14 protein-coding genes are annotated in these 16,759 nt (G+C 39.4%); all 14 read right to left on the bottom strand.

Annotation, left to right across the window (positions count from 1 at the left end):
- Positions 1-412 (bottom strand): TrmH family RNA methyltransferase (locus HMPREF9074_RS09060; protein ID WP_034540365.1); only part of this gene is annotated, 412 nt, incomplete at its 3' end.
- Between the two features lie 2 nt (positions 413-414).
- The gene (locus HMPREF9074_RS09065) at positions 415-2,616 is read right to left on the bottom strand and encodes a RelA/SpoT family protein (RefSeq protein ID WP_009388958.1); all 2,202 of its coding nucleotides are present in this window, start codon (positions 2,614-2,616) and stop codon (positions 415-417) included.
- A gap of 24 nt (positions 2,617-2,640) precedes the next feature.
- Positions 2,641-3,417: a 3'-5' exonuclease gene (locus tag HMPREF9074_RS09070; RefSeq protein WP_009388957.1), complete on the bottom strand. Its 777-nt coding sequence runs from the start codon at positions 3,415-3,417 to the stop codon at positions 2,641-2,643.
- A gap of 28 nt (positions 3,418-3,445) precedes the next feature.
- Positions 3,446-3,733, bottom strand: coding sequence for an ATP-dependent Clp protease adaptor ClpS (locus HMPREF9074_RS09075; RefSeq protein WP_009388956.1), 288 nt, complete (start codon positions 3,731-3,733; stop codon positions 3,446-3,448).
- 14 nt (positions 3,734-3,747) lie between these two features.
- Positions 3,748-4,404: a potassium channel family protein gene (locus tag HMPREF9074_RS09080; RefSeq protein ID WP_009388955.1), complete on the bottom strand. Its 657-nt coding sequence runs from the start codon at positions 4,402-4,404 to the stop codon at positions 3,748-3,750.
- Positions 4,405-4,463: 59 nt separating this feature from the next.
- Positions 4,464-5,792 (bottom strand): TrkH family potassium uptake protein, encoded by a 1,329-nt coding sequence (locus HMPREF9074_RS09085; RefSeq protein WP_009388954.1) that lies wholly within the window; start codon positions 5,790-5,792, stop codon positions 4,464-4,466.
- Between the two features lie 11 nt (positions 5,793-5,803).
- Entirely contained in the window at positions 5,804-7,273 is a 1,470-nt protein-coding gene (guaB, locus tag HMPREF9074_RS09090) for an IMP dehydrogenase (protein WP_009388953.1), read from the bottom strand.
- Positions 7,274-7,432: 159 nt separating this feature from the next.
- Entirely contained in the window at positions 7,433-8,152 is a 720-nt protein-coding gene (locus HMPREF9074_RS09095; RefSeq protein ID WP_009388952.1) for a YebC/PmpR family DNA-binding transcriptional regulator, read from the bottom strand.
- Between the two features lie 96 nt (positions 8,153-8,248).
- A complete protein-coding gene (locus tag HMPREF9074_RS09100) occupies positions 8,249-9,316 on the bottom strand; it encodes a CapA family protein (protein ID WP_034540359.1) in 1,068 nt (355 codons plus the stop codon).
- Between the two features lie 8 nt (positions 9,317-9,324).
- Positions 9,325-9,975: a phosphatidylserine decarboxylase family protein gene (locus HMPREF9074_RS09105; RefSeq protein ID WP_009388950.1), complete on the bottom strand. Its 651-nt coding sequence runs from the start codon at positions 9,973-9,975 to the stop codon at positions 9,325-9,327.
- 148 nt (positions 9,976-10,123) lie between these two features.
- Positions 10,124-11,218 (bottom strand): OmpA family protein, encoded by a 1,095-nt coding sequence (locus HMPREF9074_RS09110; RefSeq protein WP_009388949.1) that lies wholly within the window; start codon positions 11,216-11,218, stop codon positions 10,124-10,126.
- Between the two features lie 2 nt (positions 11,219-11,220).
- Positions 11,221-12,978, bottom strand: coding sequence for an outer membrane beta-barrel protein (locus tag HMPREF9074_RS09115; protein ID WP_009388948.1), 1,758 nt, complete (start codon positions 12,976-12,978; stop codon positions 11,221-11,223).
- A gap of 197 nt (positions 12,979-13,175) precedes the next feature.
- Positions 13,176-15,119: a glucosamine-6-phosphate deaminase gene (nagB, locus tag HMPREF9074_RS09120; protein ID WP_009388947.1), complete on the bottom strand. Its 1,944-nt coding sequence runs from the start codon at positions 15,117-15,119 to the stop codon at positions 13,176-13,178.
- Between the two features lie 167 nt (positions 15,120-15,286).
- Positions 15,287-16,759 (bottom strand): membrane protein insertase YidC (yidC, locus tag HMPREF9074_RS09125; RefSeq protein WP_034540361.1); only part of this gene is annotated, 1,473 nt, incomplete at its 5' end.

Consider the following 16,759-nt stretch of genomic DNA (forward strand, 5'->3'; position numbering starts at 1 on the left):
CCTCTTGTGCTACTCCTTTCACTTCATTACCAAATATAACAGCATATTGCGTATGTGCTTTAGGTTGAAAATCATTAAGCATTACAGCCTTTTCAGCTTGCTCTATACTTATCACACACACACCTTCTGCCTTCAATCGTTCAACTACCTGTAGTGTATCTTCAGCGTACTCCCAAGCCACGCTATCTGTGGCCCCTAAAGCTGTCTTATGTATCTCTTTATTAGGTGGTGTAGCTGTAATACCACATAGGTATATCTTCTCTACCAAAAATGCATCACAAGTGCGAAATACCGACCCTACATTATTAAGACTTCTTACATTATCTAATATTACTATCAAAGGGGTTTTCTCAGCCTTTTTAAACTGCTCTATATCCAAACGATGAAGTTCACTATTTGCTAATTTTCGCATATCTATAATCGGGTTACTTTATCTACCCCTTTCACATTTTTTATATCTAACATTAGTTTCTTAAGAGTGGCATTATTATTTATCGATATTGACACCTTGCCATTAAATACATTTCCTTCTGTATCTATGTTTATATTGGTAAGCTTTACGAATTTGCTATCCAATATTACTTTTGAAATATCACTAATAAGCCCATCGCGGTCTATACCACTAATTCGCAAGCTCACTTTAAAGTCTCGTTCATCTGATTTTACCCATTTGGCAGGGATAATCCTATAAGCATAGTTCGATTGCATTGATATAGCATTGGGGCACGTTTTCTTATGCACTTTTACTCCTTCATTGATAGTTACAAAGCCAAATATAGGGTCACCAGGTATTGGGTTACAACATTTTGAAAAAGTATAGTCTAATGATTCTTCTTCTTTACCAAATACAATACTATCATAATGTACACCTGCAGTATAAGTAGGTTCTTCTACTGCCTTCTTTACCACTTTGCTCTTAAACAAACCGAAGAATGAGGTACGATGCGAAGCGAAATCCTTAAGCATCTGGTTGGTAATCTCTCCTGTACCCGCCTGATAGTATATATCCAAACTAGTCTTAGTTTTGAAGTAATTAACCATATCGTTCATCACTTCTTCTGTAAGATTAATCTTCAGCTGCTTAAGTTTGCGCAAGAGTATTTCTTTCCCTTCTGCTGCTACTGTTTTTGTTTCTTCCTTTAACGCATTTTTTATCTTGCTTCGCGCCTTCGAAGTAGTAGCGTAGTTCAACCAGTTTTTAGTAGGTTTAGCGTTCTCTGCTGTGATAATTTCTACCGTATCACCGCTTTTTAGCACTTGGTTTAAAGGTACTAATTTATTATTTACCTTAGCTCCACGTGTTTTAAGTCCTACCCCTGTGTGAATTGAGAAAGCAAAATCTATAGGAGTTGCTCCTTTAGGTAACGATTTTATCTCGCCATTAGGAGTAAAAACAAATATTTCTTTAGAATAAAGGTTAAGTTTAAAATCTTCTACAAAATCTACCGCATTGGCTTCACTGTTTTCAAATACCTCTTGTAAACGGTTAAGCCACACCTCTATCCCTTCCTCTTTTTGGTCGCCGTGTTTGTATTTGAAGTGTGCTGCATAGCCTTTTTCAGCTATTTCGTGCATTCGTTCACTGCGTATCTGTACCTCTACCCATTTTCCCTTAGGTCCCATTACAGTAATATGAAGCGCCTCATAACCTGTTGATTTAGGGGAAGATATCCAATCGCGTAAACGGGTTGGATTGGGACGAAAGTGGTCTGTTACGATAGAATATATTTTCCAAGCGAGGAATTTCTCTTCTGAAGGTTCGCTTTTGTAGATAATACGGATAGCAAATTTATCATACACCTCCTCAAAGGTTACCCCTTGCGACTCCATTTTCCTATTGATAGAATAAATTGATTTAGGTCGTCCTTTTATGTAGTAATCTATCTTCTGCTCATTAAGAGAGGTCTCTACTATTTTAGTAAAAGCATCAATATACGACTGTTGCTCCTCTTTTGATTCTTCCATCTTACCGAGAATCATAAAATAGCGTTCAGGGTCTGTATATTTTAAGGCAAGATCTTCTAACTCTGTTTTAATGTTGTAGAGCCCTATGCGGTGAGCTATAGGGGCGTAGATATAGAGGGTTTCTGAAGCTATCTTTGTCTGCTTATACTCAGCCATCGAGTCCATTGTCTGCATATTGTGCAGTCTATCGGCTATTTTGATGAGTATCACGCGTACATCATCGTTCATCGTAAGCAGTAACTTCCTAAAATTTTCTGCTTGTAGCGAAATATCATTCTCCCTACTCAAATGCGATATTTTGGTAAGCCCTGCCACTATATGGGCTATAGTTTTACCAAAAAGTTGCTCTATATCCTCATTGGTATATTCGGTATCTTCTACCACATCGTGTAGTAAAGCCGCTGCTATAGACACAGCGTCTAATCCTATGCGCTGTGCCACTATTTTAGCTACAGCTATAGGGTGAAATATATAAGGCTCTCCACTCTTGCGGCGTTGGTTCTTATGAGCATTTACAGCGGTATCAAAAGCTAAACGAATGACTTTTTTATCTTCATCAGTTAGGGTTTGGTAGCTGATGCGCAAAAGCTCTTTGTACTCACGAGCTATTGCCTTACTCTCTTCTTCGGTGTAATTAGCTGTTGTTTCCATTGTATTTGGGGTTTATGATGTTTTCTATTTTATGGTAGAGGATAGTTTGCGCAACTTGATAGCCGTCAGTACTTTTTTGGTATATAAAGGAAAATCAGCGTTCAATAGCCAACCAAAATACCCTGGTTCATTGACAAAAATATCCTCCACTTTGCTACCTTTGTGTTTTCCAAAAGTAAATATTTCCTCTCCTTCGCTGTTATAGCCTATAAATCCAGCAAAATCAGCTATTTGTTTTCGGTAGGTAAACTCGCTTAGCTTTTTGATGTTATTCTCTAAGTTGTCGTACTTATCAAGCTGAGCTTTCAGTATTTCATAGGTAGCATTAGTATCAGCAGCTGCAGTATGTGCCTCAAGTAGGTCTTTGCCACAATAAAATTTATAAGCTGCCGACAAGGTGCGCTGTTCCATTTTGTGAAATATCGTTTGTATATCTACCGTCACACGATTGCCAAGGTCAAAATCTACTCCTGCACGTAGCATCTCTTCTGCCAATAACGGAATATCAAAACGGTCTGAATTATAACCTGCTAAGTCTGAATCCTTTATCATATTGTGTATTTGCTTAGCCAATTCTTTAAAAGTAGGCTCATTAGCTACTTTCTCATCAGTGATGCCGTGTACTGCCGAAGCCATTGCAGGAATAGGAATCGTAGGATTTACCAACCACGTTTTGCTTTCTTTATTACCATTAGGATATACTTTCAATATCGAAATTTCTACAATACGGTCTTTAGTAATGTCAATGCCTGTTGTTTCCAGATCGAAAAAACAGATAGGTTTTGATAATTTTAGTTCCACAGTATTTTGTTCAGTGTTTAAGGTTGTTTTATTCTTCTATTTCAGCAGAAAGCCCAGCATCTAAAAGAGCCACGCAAAGAGGCTTCAGATAGTCATAACTACCAGTTTTCACATCGCATTTCCCTTTGAAATGAACGATAATAGCACATTGCTCGGCCTGTTCAAAAGTATGACCGCACACCTGCACAAGAGTATCAATTACGTAGTCAAACGTATTGTAATCATCATTGTATAAGATGATACGGCACTCCTCATCTTGTAGTTCAAGTACATCGGTTTCGGCTAATGTTTCTTCTAAATGACTGATAAACGGCATAATACTAATCTTTTTTAGGTTTTTGTCACCCTATCTATCACATTCTCTCTCGAGAGAATTATCAGCAAGTCATCTTTATTAAGCTTAATGTTGGGGTCAGGGGTGACGTCCATTTTCCCATCAAAATGCTTTACTGCCAATATATTTATCTCGTACTTATGCCGTAGGTTCAGCTCCATTAGTGATTTTCCAACATACGTTTTCGGCACTTTCACCTCGTAAATAAAATAATCTTCTGCAAATTTGAAATAGTCAATAATAGTAGGTCTCAAAACCGAGTAAGCTACCTTCTCTCCCATTGATTCCTCTGGGAAAATCACTTGGGTAGCTCCTATCTTATAGAGTACCTTTTCTTGGGTGTGATTTACTGCTTTACAAATGATATTTTTCACTCCCAATTCTTTGAGTTGCAGGGTGATAAGGATACTTGCTTGTATATTATCGCCTACACTCACAAAGGCAGTATCAAAGTCATCGCGTACTACCTTTTTTAAAGCGATTTCATCAGTAGCGTCTAATATTATCGCCTCTTCTATAATTCCTTCGTTAAGGGCTTGTTTTATTAGGTTTTCCTTAGCATCTATCACCAGTACGGTAGCATTGTTACTATATAAAGTCTTAGCTACCGATTTACCAAACTCACCCAAACCTATCACTAAAAAATTCTTCATATTTGTTAATCCTTAGCGCATTGATAATTGACAAATCAGCAAATTGACAAATCGCCTCATTATCCTATTAATATATTCTCTTTCGGGTATTTATAGTTGCCTTCAGCACGCGGACGCGAAAAGGCTAAAGCAATAGTAAGCGGGCCTACCCTACCCAAAAACATCGTAAACATCAGTATAGCCTGCGAAGCTTTGTTTAAATAAGGCGTAATACCAGTAGAAAGTCCGCAAGTGCTAAAAGCTGAAATAAGCTCAAATGCCACTTTAGTAAATTCAAAATGAGGCTCTATACTTGCCAGTACTACTATCATTATCAGCACATACATCATCGCAATAAATACTAAAGCAGAGGCTTTGTTAAAAAGTTTCCACGAAATACGCCGTTTAGAGAACTCTATGTAGTTCTTGTTAAGCAGTGCCGTCTTAATTCCCAAAAACAATATACCTATAGTAGTCGTCTTTACCCCCGAACCGGTAGAGTTTGGCGAGGCTCCTATAAACATAAAAGTTACACAGAAAAGAATAGTAGCACTACCCAAGTGCTCTAACGGTATAGTGTCAAAACCTGCTGTACGCAAACTTACTGAGTGAAAAAAGCTGATGAGCAACTGGTTAAACAATCCTTTGCCGTAAAGAGTATGATAGTTTTTATACTCTAAGATGAAAAACAGCAAAGTACCTGCTAATAGTAGCACTATCGTCATCAGTATTGAAAACTGCGAATTAATATCAAGCCGTCTGCGCTTATGCTGCAAATACTCGCCTGCCTGAATGATAGTGGTAAAGCCTAACCCCCCAAAAATAATCAGAAAAGCGATAATTACATTCACATATACATTGTAAGTATAGCCCTCAAAACTATGAGGAAAAAGTGCTATACCGGCATTGCAAAAAGCGGATACCGAATGAAATACCGACATAAACAGCGCCTGAAAAAACGAATAGTCTTGTATAAACGAGCCAAATAATAGCACCGCTCCTATTGCCTCAAATAGCAGAGTAATAAAAACCACTCGCTTAGTTACTGTATAAATGTCGTACATCTTGTTATGGTTCAGCTCTTCTGCCACCAAACGTTTCGTGTAAAAACCTATACGTTTAGCGATAAGCAAAACGAATACTGACGAGATAGTCAGCACACCTAACCCTCCAAACTGTATGAGTATCAACAGTATAAACTTCCCAAAAACTGTATAGACAGCTCCTATATCTACTATTGATAGGCCTGTAACGGTCACCGCCGAAGTAGCCGTAAAAAGAGCCTCAAAAAAAGAAACTTCTTTATCAGGATAATGCGAAAAAGGCAGGTTCAATAGGAGTGCCCCGATGATAATCAACCCTACAAATGAAAGCATTATCAGGCTATAAGGCGATATTTTCTTTAACATCGTTTATTCTTTTATCTTGAATAATTAGGTGCTTCTTTAGTAATAGTGATATTATGAGGGTGACTCTCTGCAATACCACTGGCTGTAATACGCACAAATCTACTCACTGCTTGCAGTGTTTCTATATCTTTAGCTCCACAATAGCCCATACCTGCACGCAAGCCTCCAATAAATTGGTGCATACTTTCTTGCAACTCTCCTTTATAGGCCACACGCCCTACAATACCTTCTGGCACTAATTTCTTAATATCGTCTTCCACATCCTGAAAATAGCGGTCTTTACTACCTTGGTTCATAGCCTCTACAGAGCCCATTCCCCTATACGATTTATACTTTCTACCTTCAAAAATAATGGTTTCACCTGGTGATTCTTTCGTGCCTGCCAACAGCGAACCGAGCATTACACTATGAGCGCCTGCAGCGATAGCTTTCACTATGTCACCTGTATATCTGATACCTCCATCAGCTATCACGGGTATTCCTTTGCCTTTTAAGGCTTTAGCAACGTTCATCACTGCCGATAGTTGCGGATAACCTACCCCTGCCACTACCCTAGTAGTACATATAGAACCTGGCCCTATTCCTACTTTCACAGCATCAGCGCCGCTTTCAGCCAAATAGAGAGCAGCTTCAGCAGTAGCTATATTCCCTACTACTACATCTAAGTCTGCAAACTTACTCTTTACTGCTTTCAAAGCATTAACTACTCCTTTAGTATGTCCGTGTGCGGTATCGATTACTACAGCATCTACACCGGCTTGCACTAAGGCTTCAGCGCGTTCTACTACATCTGCTGTTACCCCCAAAGCAGCTGCCACACGTAGCCTACCGATACTATCTTTGTTCGAGACTGATTTCTCTTGCAAGTTAGCAATATCGCGGAAAGTGATAAGCCCAACCAATTTATAGTTCTTATCTACTACAGGTAGTTTTTCTATTTTGCTGCGTTGTAATATCTTTTCAGCCTCTTTCATAGAGGTGCCTTCATTAGCTATCACTAAGTTTTTAGCAGTCATCACCTCTACTATAGGGCGAGTATTGTCCTGCTCAAAACGCAAATCGCGATTAGTTACAATACCTTTTAGAATACCATTATCATCTACTATAGGTATCCCCCCTATGTTATTCTCCTTCATACAGCGCTTAGCATCAGCTACTTTAGCATCTAAATGTAGGGTTACAGGGTCAATTATCATACCACTTTCAGCACGCTTTACCTTTCTTATTTGCTTAGCTTGCTCTTCTATGGTCATATTTTTGTGCAGTACCCCTATACCGCCTTCGCGAGCCATAGCGATAGCCATTGCTGCTTCGGTAACAGTATCCATAGCAGCCGAAATAATAGGCACATTTAGCGTGATATTACGCGTAAACTGAGAAGTGATGGCAACCTCACGTGGTAGCACTTCCGAATAATTAGGAATGAGAAGCACATCATCATATGTCAGCCCCTCACTGATTATTTTGTCTTGAAAATCCATTTTTTAGTAAAAAGAAAATTAGTTGCGTGCAAATATACATCTTTTTTATATACGCACCAAATTTTAAATATTGTTTAATTTCTTAAAATCAAAAAAAGGCTACCTAAAAATAGTAGCCTCTTTTTATATATTATTCATTTTCATTTGCTAATTAATAAATTACTCCTCCGCTTCCTTCATAGTGTGATAGACGTTTTGAACATCATCATCTTCTTCTATCTTTTCTAATAGCTTTTCTACATCAGCTTGTTCTTCAGGAGTGAGTTCTTTGGTAACCTGTGGAATGCGTTCAAAACCTGACGAAAGAATTTCTATATTCCTACTTTCAAGCTCTTTTTGTATAGCTCCAAAACTCTCAAAAGGAGCATAAATAAGAATACCATCTTCGTCAGCAAATACTTCTTCAGCTCCAAAATCTATCATCTCAAGTTCTAATTCCTCAGGGTCTATACCTTCAGCATTGATACGGAAGTTACACGTATGGTCAAACATAAATTCTACCGAACCCGAAGTCCCCAATGTACCATTGCATTTATTGAAGTAGCTGCGTATATTCGCTACGGTACGGTTGTTATTATCAGTAGCAGTTTCTATCAGCACAGCTATACCGTGTGGTGCATAACCTTCAAAAAGCACTTCTTTATAGTTAGCGGTATCTTTTTCACTTGCTTTTTTTATAGCGCGTTCTATATTTTCTTTCGGCATATTAGCTGCCTTAGCATTCTGTATTACGGCACGTAGTCGCGAGTTACTTTCAGGGTGTGGCCCTCCCTCTTTCACTGCCATTACGATGTCTTTCCCTATACGGGTAAATGTTTTTGCCATTGCAGCCCAACGTTTAAACTTACGGGCTTTTCTAAATTCAAATGCTCTTCCCATCTTTTTTAATGATTAATTGTTTAATTATTAATGATAATAATTTCTATACTAATTTACTAATTAACAAATCGACAAATCGGCAAATCGGCAAATTGCCTAATTGACTAATTGTCTAATTTTTCCTTCTTCAAACTGCAATTGTGCTTCAGGAAAATCAAGTCCTGTAAGCCTCTTTATTTCCTGAAATACCCTACCTTCAGCGTCCAACTCTAAGCCAATTCCTTTGGTTTGCTTTGTAGAGATAACATCTGCATATATAAAATTGCCGTTCTTATCTATTTTTATCTGATAGAGGGGGGCTATTCCATTAACACCTTGCAGGTTAAACTGTCCATAAGTATTAAAGTTGCCCATACTATAGGTGATAAACTTTCCTTTGTACACCTCCACAGCACGCGTAACATGAGGCCCGTGTCCCAATACTATATCCGCTCCAGCATCTATTACTGAGTGAGCGAACTTATGCACATCTCCCCTATTTTCTCCGTAGAATAACTCATTAGTTCGGGGTACGCGGGTATGTTTAGACCCTTCAGCCCCTCCGTGAAACGAAACAATAACTATATCTGCCTGTGCTCTGAGCTCCTTTACTAAGTCAGTTGCCTGAGCTATATTGTTTACTGACAACATATTACTATTAGGCGAAAAGGCACAGAAACCGTACTTCACTCCGTCTTTTTCAAATACTACTGACTTATTTTCTACAGGCCCTGCGTGGTAAATCCCTACATTGTCCAATACTTTAGCCGTATTGCGTCGCCCTTTCTCTCCAAAGTCATTAGCGTGATTATTAGCGGTACTCATAAGGTTAAAACCTGCCTCTTTTAGTATATCACCATAGCGGTCTGGCATCCTAAAAGCATAACAAGTACCTGCTTCCGAGTTTTTACATTTCTCTGAATTGCCTTCATCTAAAATAGCTCCTTCCAAATTGCCAAACACTATATCGCCTTTCAGATAAGGTTTCACGTGCTTAAAGCTATTTTTAGCATCATCTGGCGGCAGATTGCCTGCCGGAAAAGCTGAGCCTATCATCACATCACCTACTGCCACAATAGTAAGAGTATCTTTTGTTACTACTAAGGTCGTATCTGTTTGATTATCAGTCTTTGCGTAAACAGCCCCTGCAAATATAGCTGCTAATAATAGGAGTATTTTTTTCATCATCTTTCTTATTTTTCGGCAATCACTTGTACGCCTCCTTTCACTTTATCACCTAACTGAACTTTTACTTTAGTTCCTAAAGGTAAGTACACATCTACACGCGAACCAAATTTTATAAAGCCCGCATCTTCACCTTGCACTGCTGTATCACCTACTTTAGCGTAATTGACAATACGTTTTGCCAAAGCTCCTGCTATTTGTCGGTATAGCACCTCACCAAATACAGGGTTATCTACTACTACAGTAGTGCGTTCATTTTCTTCAGAAGCCTTAGGGTGCCACGCTACTAAGTATTTACCAGGGTGATATTTACTGTAAGTTACCTTACCTCCTAAAGCATAGCGTGTTACGTGTACATTTAAAGGCGACATAAATATCGACACCTGCAAACGTTTATCTTTAAAGTATTCTTTTTCAAACACTTCTTCTATTACCACCACCTTACCATCTACAGGAGCGATAATATGTGCGTCATTTTTAGGCGTGAGGCGTTTAGGGTTTCTAAAAAACTGTAGTATAGCTATCAAAAAGACAAAAGCTACCAATTGCACCAATAGCTTAAGCCATTCTATATCAATACAATAATGAGCTATCAAGGCTATTATTACTGTAATAGCAAAGCTAACCAAGATAATCTTAAATCCTTCTTTGTGAAACATAATATTCTAATATTTGCGGCAAAGATAAAACACTTTTTATTTATACCCAAAAATATGGTTAATATTTTATCAGCGCATCTGCATTTTTCAACATAAAAAAGCAGTGCAACGAGGCACTGCTTTTTCCTTTTTTTAATATTTTGTTTTATTAATAACTTCTGATAACCACTCGTAGCTCTACACGGCGCGCTTGTGCAGGAGTAGCTTGTGGGTCTATTCCTTTAAAAGCGGTCAGTATACGCTCGTTGCTTATCCCTTTAGCGTTTAGTATCTGGGCAACAGCTACAGCACGCTCCATAGAGAGCACATTGTTATAGGCAGCACTCCCTACGGCACTCGCATACCCTTCTAAAAGTATGGATAGTTCGGGGTGCGCTTGTAGCATCGTTACCATCTCGTCTATTATTGTAGGGTCATAAGCTAAAGGTATCGTTTTATTATTAGCGAAATAGAGCAACGCTTTCTTATGCCCATAGGCAGCCAAAAGCTGTTCTAATTCGCTGCGTTTTTCTGCCGAAATCTGTATAGGTACCCCTGTGGCTGTTACACTTTGCACTACTATAGGAGCATAGCCTGATGTTGCCGTAGTAGCTGTTGTAGTAGCTACAGTGGCTTGGGTGCCTACAGCGGTAGCCTGAGCATTCGCAGCAGTAGGAGCAGTATTACTTTTAGCCGCTACCATTCCTGTATTGGCTACTAAAGTAGCTAAGAGCAATTGCTGCTGTTTGCGCAGCTGTTCTACCGTACCCGATAGTTGGGCTAACTGCTGAGCTATAGCAGCAGTAGTCTGTGTTTGAACCACAGCTGCAGGCACTACAGAACGCTGAGTTATAGCAGTATTAGTAGCAGTACGAACTACTGCAGGGTTTGCTGTACGAGCAATAGTAGTATTACTTGCTGTACGAGCGATAGCAGTATTACTTGCCGTACGGCTGGTAATAGTACTACTAGTGGTTCCCACTACCGTAGGACTTACTGCTGCTGCCTTTACTAACCGATACTCATTTATAACTACCGAAGTAGGTGACATTTGTTCTGTCTTATAATTCACAGCCGATAGCATACTGTCTAACTGCTTATCTCTAAGGGTAGTCAGCTCTGCCTTCCCTATTTGTTCTAAAAGATATCGCAATTCATCTACCGTCATTACTATCTCTGTCTTTTTTGGGGTAGGTGCTATCTGTGCATTTATGGTTTGCACACATAACAATAGCCCCCCTATAATCTGATAGATATACTTCATAATTATTTCGCTGCTGGCGCACCAACTTTTGCCTTTTGTATTTCGTCTGTCGTTTTTTGCAATTCATCTTTTGCTTTTTGCACTTCGTCAGTCGTTTTTTGCAATTCGTCTTTTGCCTTTTGCACTTCTTCTCTCGCTGCTTGGGTTTCTAAAAGCAATTTTTCTAAACGGTCTATGCGCTGTTCTGGTGTTTTACCTTCGCCTTCTCTAATGTTTTTCACTACACTATCAATAAGCTGTTGTAGCTCTTCAGGCGTCATACGCACTAAGCGCACTTGTTCTGCTACTGGGTAAGGCAAATGTTCTGCTACGTATGTATTTCTTAAGTCTTCCCATTGTTGTTTTTCTTTTAGCAGACGGTTAGCATTAGCGGTATCACCGTTTTGGTAAGCCAACTGTATTTGTTTTTCTACAGCAGTTATTTGGCTATTGTAGTAAGCTAAGTTTCGTTTTTCAGGCGAAACAGTAGAAGCCGCATTTGTTGTGGTAGCAGAGGTGGTAGTTACCGAAACGGGAACAGTAGCAGCTTCAGCAGCACCCAACTGTTGCTCGTATAACTCTCTCTCTACTGACTTAGCCAATTTAATGCGTAGCCCTGCATTGTAAAATACATTGCTTTTTAGTTTGTTCACTGAGCTCAATGCGGTAGTTACATCTTCATTATGAGTAGTATAAAGCAAGTTAGCAACGCCAAAAAGCTCTACACGTTTGCCTAAAGGTATAGCCAAACCTACCCCTCCTTTAGCAAAAATACCCGACTTATTAGCTACACTTGCTACTTTGCCTACATAATTATCGCCTATCTTCATATAGCCAGCACCTATTTGTACGTAAGGCACTACACCACTAGCTACATTTAGGCGCGCTAAGAAATCACCTCCGTATATTGATAGGTTTTCAAAATTAGCAGAGAGCTTCTCATCAGTCATAGCACGGTGGTAATAGCCTCTAATACCTATATATTCAGTAAAGTCTACCCCTAATGCCAAACCTCCAAAGTAAGCATCGCGTAGGTTACTATCGTTATTGAAGTTTAAGTAACCCAAAGTAGGCTCTATTACCACCTTAAAGCTCTTCAAGTTAGTATACGCTTGGTCTAAGGCTGTCAGCTGATTAGGGTTGCGACCTCCTAAGTAAAGCTGTAGCCCTGCACCTACACTCCACGCTAAATGATTTTCCTCTTCTACGTTATTATCTATCCAAGTGTTATAAGCAGAAGTATTAGCTTCTGTAGGTTTATAAAGCACGTTGCTAGGGTCAAAGCTAAAACGAGTTGCTTTAGCTTGTACGTTCAGCGTAAGGCGACGGGCAAGGTTAAACTTAGCCCCTAATCCTAATCCAAAATACACTTGGTCTTGGCTTAAGTCATTAGCTTTGATAGTCTGCACTCCTGACCCTAAAGTAACATAAGGCTGAAAAGAGTACGCTAAGGGTATATTCCCTTTCAGTTCGCCTCCCCATCTGTGTACAGCCACATCTTTAGCTTCAAAAGCATTGCTAATAGCAGTAGGAGCGTCATAACCTGCAAGGGTCGATTTCATTCCCATTGCTTGTCTATACGAACCCAATAATTCTATATTTCTACCGAAGCCGAAGCCTACATAGCCACCTGCCATAAAGCCATTAGTGATAGCGGTTTTCTTCTGCCACCATACATAATCACCTGTAGGGGCTACCGCGAAGCTAATGTCCTTCACTTGCGCTCCCACCGATGTTGATAAAAGTGCAAAAACACCTAAGTTTAAAAAAGTTTTTCTCATCGTTTTTAAATTATTTTTATTATATTAGTTATTACTGATTTTAAGTTAATCAATTCGCAAAAGTACAAATATTTTTCACTTCTACAACTATAGCCACTAAAATTTTATTTTTATTTAAAAAAAAGACAGCACATCACTGCACTGCCTTTTTTATCTCATCTATAATTGTCAAATTGACAAATCGTCAAATCGTCAAATTAGAAAAAGTATCGTTTAAACGCTTCTATAGCTTCATAATCAGCCAAGCCTAAATTGCGATAGCGTTGTGCTGTTTGGCTATTGCGTGCTTCTGCACGTTGCCAGAACTCACGCAAGTCATCTCCTTGGAACATCGCACCATCTTTTTGCGATTGGTGGAAGAAGATAGCCTGACGTTTCTTAAGCACTTGCGCCGGACTCATAGGCACTGCCATTTCTATTTCGTGTATATCCCATTCGTGCCAAGCACCACGGTATAGCCATACCCAGCAGTCTTTCATATAATCCTTGTGTTTCAAGTTCTTAAGAGCTGCAAAAATAGCGTCTAAGCACACTTTATGAGTACCGTGAGGGTCAGCAAGGTCACCAGCGGCATATATTTGGTGTGGTTTTACCTCTTCTATAAGGTTCATTATAATGTTAATATCTGCCTCACCTATAGGGTTTTTCTTCACGCCTCCTGTTTCGTAGAAAGGCAAGTTGAGGAAGTGTACGTGTTTATCAGGTACGCCTTCATAGCGAGTAGCTGCCAATGATTCGTGGCGGCGTATATTACCTTTTAGTTGGCGTACTAATAAGGTATCTATTTCATTCGATTTCTTATTAGTAATATTGCTGATAATCTCATCCAGTACAGCTACTTCACCTTTGTTTTCTTTTACTATATCTTTAAACACTTCAGCAAATTTCAACGCTTCGTGGTCTGATACGGCAAAATTACCTGAAGTTTGGTAAGCGATGTGTACTTCGTGTCCTTGCGATACCAAGCGGTCGAAAGTACCTCCCATTGAAATAACGTCATCATCAGGGTGCGGACTGAAGATAATAACACGTTTTTTGTGTGGGTGTTCGCGTTCTGGGCGGTTAGTATCATCAGCATTAGGTTTACCTCCTGGCCAACCGGTGATAGTGTGTTGTAGGCGGTTAAACATCGCGATATTCAAATCGTAAGCTGGACCTGATTCTGCAAGAAGTTTAGACATACCGTTTTCGTTGTAGTCAGAGTCGGTAAGTTTAAGTATTGTTTTGCCCAAGTGCTCGCATAGCCATACGATAGCTTTAGCTTTAAGGTCTTCGTTCCATTGTACATCGGTCACGAGCCAAGGAGTATTGATACGAGTAAGAGCTGAAGCCGCTTCTGCATCAAGCACAAAAGTAGTATTATCGTGCAATTGTAGGTAAGATGAAGGCACTTCTGAAGTAATATCACCTTCAACAGCTTTCGCTACGATAGAAGCTTTGCTACTACCCCACGCCAATAGTACAATACGGCGCGCTTTCATCACTGTGCGAATACCCATAGTGATAGCCTGACGTGGTACGTTGTCTATACCGTGGAAAGTTTCAGCAGCATCAGAGCGAGTGATATGGTCAAGGGTGATGATACGGGTTCCTGAATTGCGGTTAGAGCCTGGCTCATTAAAACCAATGTGACCTGTACGACCTATACCCAAAAGCTGGAAGTCAATACCGCCACATTCTTCTATTTTTTTATCATAACCTGCACAATAAGCTTGCAATTCTTCGTGCGAAACAGTTCCATCAGGTATATTGATATTTTCTTTAGGAATATCAATATGGTTAAACAGATGTTCGTGCATAAAGTACCAATAACTTTGAATATCTTGTTTTTCCATAGGATAATACTCGTCCAAGTTAAAGGTAATAACATTTTTAAAGCTAAGCCCTTCTTCTTTGTGCATACGTACCAATTCGTCATACACTTTCACTGGCGAAGAACCAGTGGCTAAACCTAATACGCAAGGTTTTCCCTCTTGTTGTTTTTTTCTAATGAGGTCGGCTATTTCGCGAGCCACACTCACAGAAGCAGTTACAGAATTAGAGAAGATTACATTGTCTATCTTCTCAAAACGAGTTTCCTCAACAGACCCTGCTGGGTGATGAGCAATCGATGACACTTCTTTTTTAATATGTGTTCTCATTTTGTTGATAATGATTTTTTATTACAAGTTTTGACACGGCAAAAGTACAATAGTTTTATGAATTAAGCAAATAATTTTAAGAATTATTTATCACATTTTAAATACGAAACACAAAAGACGAAATACGAGCAATTCTTTTTCGTATTTCGTCTTTAGTTTTTTAGCTATTATCTTCTTTGTTGCGCCTTTTTCTGAGCTTCCGCCTGCTCCATCATTTCGCGCATTTTAGCCTGAAATTTGCTTTCTTTCTTAGGCTTCATCTTGTTTTCTTGTATCTGTGCGTGTATCTTCTTTTCATCTAGAATCCAATGCTTAATAGCCAACATAATAAGGATAGTCAGCAAGTTCGATACAAAGTAGTACAAACTGAGTCCGCTGGCATAGTTGTTAAAGAAGAACAACATCATCACAGGCGATAAGTAAATCAAGAACTTCATATTAGGCATACCAGGTTGTTGTGGTTGTACCGTCTGTGCCATTGTCATCATTGAGTAGATAAAAATAGCTACTGAAGCCAATAGCGGGAACAGACTCACGTGGCTGCCGTAAAAAGGAATTGAGAAAGGCAACTCAAATATCGCATCGTATGACGAAAGGTCTTCTGCCCATAAGAAACTCTTTTGGCGAAGCCCAAATTCAGTAGGGAAAAAGTTGAAGAGGGCTAAGAACACCGGCAACTGCAAGAGGGCAGGAATACAGCCACTCATAGGGTTTACACCCGCCTTGCTGTAGAGTGCCATTGTTTCTTGTTGGCGTTTCATCGGCTCTTCGTATTTTTTGTTAATCTCTTCTATCTCAGGGCGTAGCACCTTCATTTTAGCTTGCGATACATACGATTTATACACTATAGGCGAGAGTAATAAGCGCACTATAATAGTCATCAGTATAATTACCAAACCTACTGAAAAATAGTCAGCAAGGAAGTTGTACAGCGGTATAAAGAGCCACTTGTTCAACCAACCAAAGATACCCCATCCTAAAGGAATGAGTTCTGTAAGCTCATATTTGTCATTGTATTGTTTTAGCACATTATAGTCACTAGGACCAAAATAGAAGTGCAACGATTCGCTTAGCTCACCACCTTTAGTTTTGAGCGGAAAAGTACTTTTAAGGTTTTTAGTGTATTTCACATCTTTGCTCTCTTCATTAGCGATGTTATACGACAAAAAGTCGCCATTAGCAAAAGCGCTGTCCGAAATGAGCACCGAAGTAAATAGGTGTTGTTTATAAGCTACCCAGCTTACTTGCTCTTCTTTAGTACCGCTATTACCTCCTTGGCTCATACGGTTTATTTTGTCGTCAGCATACCTAATAGCCGATTGGGTATAGCGGTTTTCATAGGTTACGCTCTTTTCCATACGGCGTGCTTTCAGTCCCCATACTAACTCTATAGGATTTTGACTGTTTAGCACTCCCGAAAGTCCCTGACTGCGCACTGCTACATCTACCATATAGCCCTCTGCTGGCAGCGTATACACATATTCTAAATAGCTGTTTTCGCCTGTTTTGACCTTCATCGAAAGAAGCTGCTTTCCGTCTTTTTGACTTAATGAAGGCTCAAAATACAACTGTTGGGTATTGAGTTCTTGCCCTTGTGTGGTTTTAAAATTGAGAGCAAAAATAGCATTCTTATCCTTTAT

This window comes from Capnocytophaga sp. oral taxon 329 str. F0087 (assembly GCF_000213295.2).
Taxonomy (GTDB): Bacteria; Bacteroidota; Bacteroidia; order Flavobacteriales; family Flavobacteriaceae; genus Capnocytophaga; species Capnocytophaga leadbetteri_A.

What these genes read in the sequence shown, in the direction of transcription:
- HMPREF9074_RS09095 (WP_009388952.1), bottom strand. Translation starts at nt 8,152, where the DNA reads ATGGGAAGAGCATTTGAATTTAGAAAAGCCCGTAAGTTTAAACGTTGG.
- nagB (WP_009388947.1), bottom strand. Translation starts at nt 15,119, where the DNA reads ATGAGAACACATATTAAAAAAGAAGTGTCATCGATTGCTCATCACCCA.
- HMPREF9074_RS09110 (WP_009388949.1), bottom strand. Translation starts at nt 11,218, where the DNA reads ATGAAGTATATCTATCAGATTATAGGGGGGCTATTGTTATGTGTGCAA.
- HMPREF9074_RS09105 (WP_009388950.1), bottom strand. Translation starts at nt 9,975, where the DNA reads ATGTTTCACAAAGAAGGATTTAAGATTATCTTGGTTAGCTTTGCTATT.
- HMPREF9074_RS09100 (WP_034540359.1), bottom strand. Translation starts at nt 9,316, where the DNA reads ATGAAAAAAATACTCCTATTATTAGCAGCTATATTTGCAGGGGCTGTT.
- HMPREF9074_RS09065 (WP_009388958.1), bottom strand. Translation starts at nt 2,616, where the DNA reads ATGGAAACAACAGCTAATTACACCGAAGAAGAGAGTAAGGCAATAGCT.
- HMPREF9074_RS09080 (WP_009388955.1), bottom strand. Translation starts at nt 4,404, where the DNA reads ATGAAGAATTTTTTAGTGATAGGTTTGGGTGAGTTTGGTAAATCGGTA.
- HMPREF9074_RS09115 (WP_009388948.1), bottom strand. Translation starts at nt 12,978, where the DNA reads ATGAGAAAAACTTTTTTAAACTTAGGTGTTTTTGCACTTTTATCAACA.
- guaB (WP_009388953.1), bottom strand. Translation starts at nt 7,273, where the DNA reads ATGGATTTTCAAGACAAAATAATCAGTGAGGGGCTGACATATGATGAT.
- HMPREF9074_RS09085 (WP_009388954.1), bottom strand. Translation starts at nt 5,792, where the DNA reads ATGTTAAAGAAAATATCGCCTTATAGCCTGATAATGCTTTCATTTGTA.
- HMPREF9074_RS09075 (WP_009388956.1), bottom strand. Translation starts at nt 3,733, where the DNA reads ATGCCGTTTATCAGTCATTTAGAAGAAACATTAGCCGAAACCGATGTA.